We start from the raw sequence: 4,892 nt of genomic DNA, 5'->3' as shown, positions 1-4,892 counted from the left end.
GCCGCCGCGCCGAGCCAGGCGGCCGACGCCTTCGGCGACGAGATCAAGCTCGAGGCCAAGAAGGTCGTGCTCGTCAAGGGCACCGCCAATTGGGACAATGCGTTCGACACGCTGATCGACTCGTTCAAGGCGCTGTCGACGACCCTGGACAAGCAGGGCGTCAAGCCCGCCGGAAACGGCATGATCGTCTACACCTCCACCGACGACAACGGCTTCACTTACCTCGCGGAGATGCCGATCGACCAGGAGCCGAAGACGCTCGGCAAGGGCATGAGCATCGGCCAGTCGCCGGAGGGCAAGGCGCTGAAATTCGTGCACCGCGGCTCCTATGACAACATGGACAACACCTACGAGGCGATCACCAACCATCTCGATGAGCGCCGGCTCGAGGCCAAGGACACCTTCATCGAGGAGTATTTGACCGATCCGTTGAAGACGGCCGAGGACAAGCTCGTCATCAACGTCTACGTGCCGCTGAAGTGAGCGCCCTCATGATCAGACCGCTGCTCGTTGCCGCGCTCGCGGCTATTGTCGCAATGCCCGCGCTGGCGGATGACATTGCCCGGCAGGATACGCCGGCGATCACCGTCAGCGGCGAAGGCAGCGTCCAGGCGCCGCCGGATCTGGCGCAGATCGATGCCGGCGTCGCCTCCGACGCCAAGACCGCGCGCGAGGCGGCTGAGGCCAACAATTCCGCGATGGCCAAGGTGCTGCAGGCGCTGAAGACGGCGGGGATCGCCGACAAGGACGTGCAGACCTCGCGGCTGTCACTGCAGCCGCAATATGCGCAGAACCGGCCGGGCCAGCCCGCCGTCACTGGCTATCGCGCCAGCAATCGCGTCACCATCAAGCTCCACGACGTCGCCAAGGTGGCGAGCGTGATCGACACGGTGGTCGCCGCCGGCGCCAACGATGTCGGCAACGTGTTCTTCAGCGTCGCCGAGCCGTCCAAGCTGCTCGACCAGGCGCGCGAGAGGGCCGTCACGGATGCCCGCCGCAAGGCTGAGATCTACGCCAAGGCCGCCGGCGTCACGCTGGGACAGCCGCTCAACATCGCCGAGGACGGCACGCCGACGCCGGTGTTCCGCGCCAAGACGTTTGCGGCGCCGATGGCGGCCGGAGCCCCGACGCCGGTGGCTCAGGGTGAGGAGACGCTGTCGGTGACGGTGAGCGTGACCTGGGCGATCAAGGCGGGACAGTAGGGCCGCCAGGTCGGCTCAGCACATTCACACGTAGTGTGAGCCGACGGCGTTGCTACACACTCGGTGTTGTCCCGGCCTTGAGCCGGGACCCAGACTCCCCGGCGGATCTTGTCGCGCGAGATGGAGCTACCAGCCTTCGTCAAACTGAGCTCGGCGGTTATGGGTCCCGGCTCAAGGCCGGGACGACACCGGTGGTGTGGCGGCAGCTTGCTAAATCTCCACCACCTGCCCCGGCTTCAGCACGCCGAACCGGTCGCGCGGGATACCGGCGGAATCGAGCGCGGCATGCAGCGCATGCACCGGCGCATCGATGGCCTCGTCCGTCAACTGGAACGTGCCATGGTGATGCGCCAGCGCGGTCTCCGCGCCGCAGTCCTGCAACGCCTGCACGGCATCCTCGGGGTTCATGTGCTGGTCGCGCATGAACCAGCGCGGCTCGTAGGCACCGATCGGCAGGATCGCCAGCCGCAGCGGCGCGTGCAGCTCGGCGACGCGGCGGAAATGCTTGCCCGTGCCATAGCCGGAATCACAGACGATGTAGAGCTTGCCGCGCGGCGTCTCCAAAACGAAGCTCGCCCACAGCGCCTTGTTGCGGTCGAAGATGCCCCGGGCCGACCAGTGCCGCGTCGGAACCAAGGTGACCGCAATCTCGTCGTTCAGCGTCACGCGATCGTGCCAGTCATAGGCCTCGGCGCGGATCTTTCTATCAGCATGGGTCATGGTGAGGTCATTGCCGAGTGGCGTGACCACGCGGGGCGCGAACTTCGCCGTCAGCTTCGACAGCGTGCGGATGTCGAGGTGGTCGTAATGGCCATGCGATACCAGCACGATGTCGATATGTGGCAGTGCCTCGAAGGCGATGCCGGGATCGTTGTGGCGGCGAGGGCCCGCGAAGGAGAACGGTGACACCCGCTCCGACCACACGGGGTCGATCAGGATGTTGAGCCCACCGGTCTGGACCAGCCAGCTGGCATGGCCGATGAAGGACAGCCGCACCGCCTCGCCGTCGATCCGGTGCGGCGGGACGTCAGCATGCGGGCTCGGCGCCGATTGAGGCCAGCGCGAGCGCTCGCGGTTGCGGTCGAATTGCCAGCGCAGCACCTGGGCGAGTGATTTGGGCGGAACGCCATCGGGATCGTAGAAGCGCTTGCCGTCGAAATGGTCGGTGACGGGGCCGGAATAGGTCCTGGAACGGCGCAGCAAGGGATCCTCGGGAGGGCAAGCGAACACGGGAAAGCTGAACTGACGCGGGAGGTAAGCAGCTGCTGAGACTCCGGCAACGGGCGTCTGAAAGCAAGTTTCCTTGACTTTTCTGGCTCCGGAGGGTTTAACCCGGCCGAATTTCGGAAAGTTTCGTCTTTTCGAGCCACCGCCCGGCCCTGGAGGCCGGAGGTCACCGCCCGACAGCGCTGTGCGCCCTCGGGCGCAAACGTGTTTGGGATTTACGTTTCGGCACAGGCTGCCGCAACATACATGGTCGTCATGCCCCGCGCAGGCGGGGCATCCAGTCCTCCGCGGCACCTCGGATCGAGCCGCGCTGCCTCGGAGTACTGGATCGCCCGCCTTCGCGGGCGATGACAACGGAGAATTCAACTGCCTGCTCAGCGCAGGACAAAGGACGAAAGCAAGTGTTCGACAATCTGTCGGAAAGGCTTGGCGGCATTCTCGATCGGCTGACGGGGCGCGGTTCGCTCTCGGAAGCCGACGTCGACGCCGCGATGCGCGAGGTCCGCCGGGCGCTGCTCGAGGCCGACGTCGCGCTGGAGGTTGTCCGCAGCTTCACCGAGCGCGTGCGCGAGCAGGCGATCGGCGCCACCGTCGTCAAGTCGGTCACCCCCGGCCAGATGGTCGTGAAGATCGTCCACGACGAGCTGGTCAAGACGCTCGGCGACGACGGCCAGACCATCGACCTCAATGCCGTGCCGCCGGTGCCGATCATGATGGTCGGCCTGCAGGGCTCCGGTAAGACCACGACCACCGCCAAGCTCGCCCGCCGCATGGTTCAGCGCGACAAGCGCAAGGTGCTGATGGCCTCGCTCGACGTCTACCGTCCGGCCGCCATGGAGCAGCTCGCGGTGCTCGGCCGCGATCTCGACATTCCGACCCTGCCGATCGTCGCCGGCCAGATGCCGCCGCAGATCGCGCGCCGCGCCATCGAGGCCGCCAAGCTCGGCGGCTATGACGTGGTGCTGCTCGACACCGCCGGCCGCACCACGCTCGACGAGGACATGATGAAGGAGGCCGCCGAGATCAAGGCGGTCGCCAACCCGCACGAGGTGCTGCTGGTCGCGGACTCCCTGACTGGCCAGGACGCCGTCAATCTCGCGCGCTCGTTCGACCAGCGCGTCGGCCTCACCGGCATCGCGCTGACCCGGATCGACGGCGACGGCCGCGGCGGCGCCGCGCTGTCGATGCGCGCGGTCACCGGCAAGCCGATCAAGCTGCTCGGCACCGGCGAAAAGACTGACGCGCTGGAAGACTTCTATCCCTCGCGGATCGCCGGCCGCATCCTCGGCATGGGCGACATCGTCTCGCTGGTCGAGAAGGCCGCGGCGAACATCGACGCCGAGAAGGCCGCGCGCGCCGCCGAGAAGATGCGCAAGGGTCAGTTCGACCTCAACGACATGCGCGAGCAGCTGCTGCAGATGTCGCAGATGGGCGGCATCAGCGGGCTGATGGGCATGATGCCCGGCATCTCCAAGATGAAGAACCAGATCGCAGCGGCCGGGATCGACGACAAGATCCTCAAGCGCCAGGTCGCCATCATCGATTCGATGACGCGCGAGGAGCGCAAGCACCCCGACCTGCTGAAGGCGAGCCGCAAGAAGCGCATCGCGGCCGGCTCTGGCCAGAGCGTCGAGCACGTCAACAAGCTGCTCAAGATGCACCGGAACATGGCCGACGTGATGAAGGCCATGGGCTCCGGCAAGCGCGGCCCGCTGGCCGGCATCGCCCAGGCGATGGGTTTCGGCGCAAGTGGCGGCATGCCGTCGCCGGAACAGCTCAAGGCGCTCGCCGACAAGATGCCAGGCGGCATGCCCGGCGGGCTGCCGAATTTGCCGAAGGATCTTACCGCGGGCCTGCGCGGCGGTTTGCCGAACCTCCCCGGCCTGACCGGTCTCAGCGGCAAGCCGACGCTGCCGGGCCTTGGGCTCCCTCCGGGAAAAAAGAAATGACCTCACTTCCGTCATTGCGAGCGAAGCGAAGCAATCCAGGGCGTCACGCGCGGCTCTGGATTGCTTCGTCGCTTCGCTCCTCGCAATGACGACCTCTATCCAACCTTCACATCAATCCATCGACACCTAGGAGAACTTTCATGTCCGTCGTCATCCGTCTCGCCCGTGCCGGCACCAAGAAGCGCCCGGTCTATCACGTCGTCGTCGCCGACTCGCGCTTTCCCCGCGACGGCCGCTTCATCGAGCGTCTCGGTCACTTCAATCCGCTGATGCCGAAGGACAACGAGGCGCGCCTCAAGCTGGACATGGAGAAGGTGAAGACTTGGCTCGCCAAGGGCGCGCAGCCGTCGGACCGTGTCGCCCGCTTCCTCGATGCCGCCGGCGTCAAGAAGCGCGAAGCCCGCCAGAACCCGATCAAGGCCGTGCCGCGCAAGGAGCGCAAGGCGCAGGCCGAAGCCGCCGCCAAGGGCTAAGCCTGTCGTTAAGGGGCAAGCTGTCGCCACAAGGACGGTGT

The 4,892-nt window shown here is 66.3% G+C and carries 5 protein-coding genes; 4 read left to right on the top strand and 1 reads right to left on the bottom strand.

Annotated features, from left to right (window positions below; genetic code table 11):
• Positions 1 to 483, top strand: a 483-nt coding sequence (locus tag BRAO375_RS31530) for a GyrI-like domain-containing protein (protein ID WP_052536167.1), incomplete at its 5' end; no start/stop codon positions are given.
• A gap of 8 nt (positions 484 to 491) precedes the next feature.
• On the top strand, positions 492 to 1,202 hold the full coding sequence (locus BRAO375_RS31525) for an SIMPL domain-containing protein (RefSeq protein WP_035643219.1): 711 nt from the start codon (positions 492 to 494) through the stop codon (positions 1,200 to 1,202).
• Between the two features lie 210 nt (positions 1,203 to 1,412).
• Here the strand turns inward: BRAO375_RS31525 and BRAO375_RS31520 are convergent, their stop codons facing one another.
• Positions 1,413 to 2,405: an MBL fold metallo-hydrolase gene (locus tag BRAO375_RS31520; RefSeq protein ID WP_009031479.1), complete on the bottom strand. Its 993-nt coding sequence runs from the start codon at positions 2,403 to 2,405 to the stop codon at positions 1,413 to 1,415.
• 425 nt (positions 2,406 to 2,830) lie between these two features.
• Here BRAO375_RS31520 and ffh point away from each other — a divergent pair, with 425 nt between their 5' ends.
• Together ffh and rpsP are read left to right on the top strand one after the other, a co-directional pair.
• Positions 2,831 to 4,378, top strand: a complete 1,548-nt coding sequence (ffh, locus tag BRAO375_RS31515) for a signal recognition particle protein (protein WP_009031478.1) — start codon at positions 2,831 to 2,833, stop codon at positions 4,376 to 4,378.
• Positions 4,379 to 4,518: 140 nt separating this feature from the next.
• Positions 4,519 to 4,851, top strand: a complete 333-nt coding sequence (rpsP, locus tag BRAO375_RS31510; RefSeq protein WP_009031477.1) for a 30S ribosomal protein S16 — start codon at positions 4,519 to 4,521, stop codon at positions 4,849 to 4,851.
• The last annotated feature ends 41 nt before the right edge of the window (positions 4,852 to 4,892 follow it).

Origin of the sequence: Bradyrhizobium sp. ORS 375 (assembly GCF_000239775.1) — a bacterium.
Classification (GTDB): Bacteria; Pseudomonadota; Alphaproteobacteria; order Rhizobiales; family Xanthobacteraceae; genus Bradyrhizobium.
Note: the sequence above shows the minus strand (reverse complement) of the source record. Positions and strands in the feature narration are given on the sequence as shown.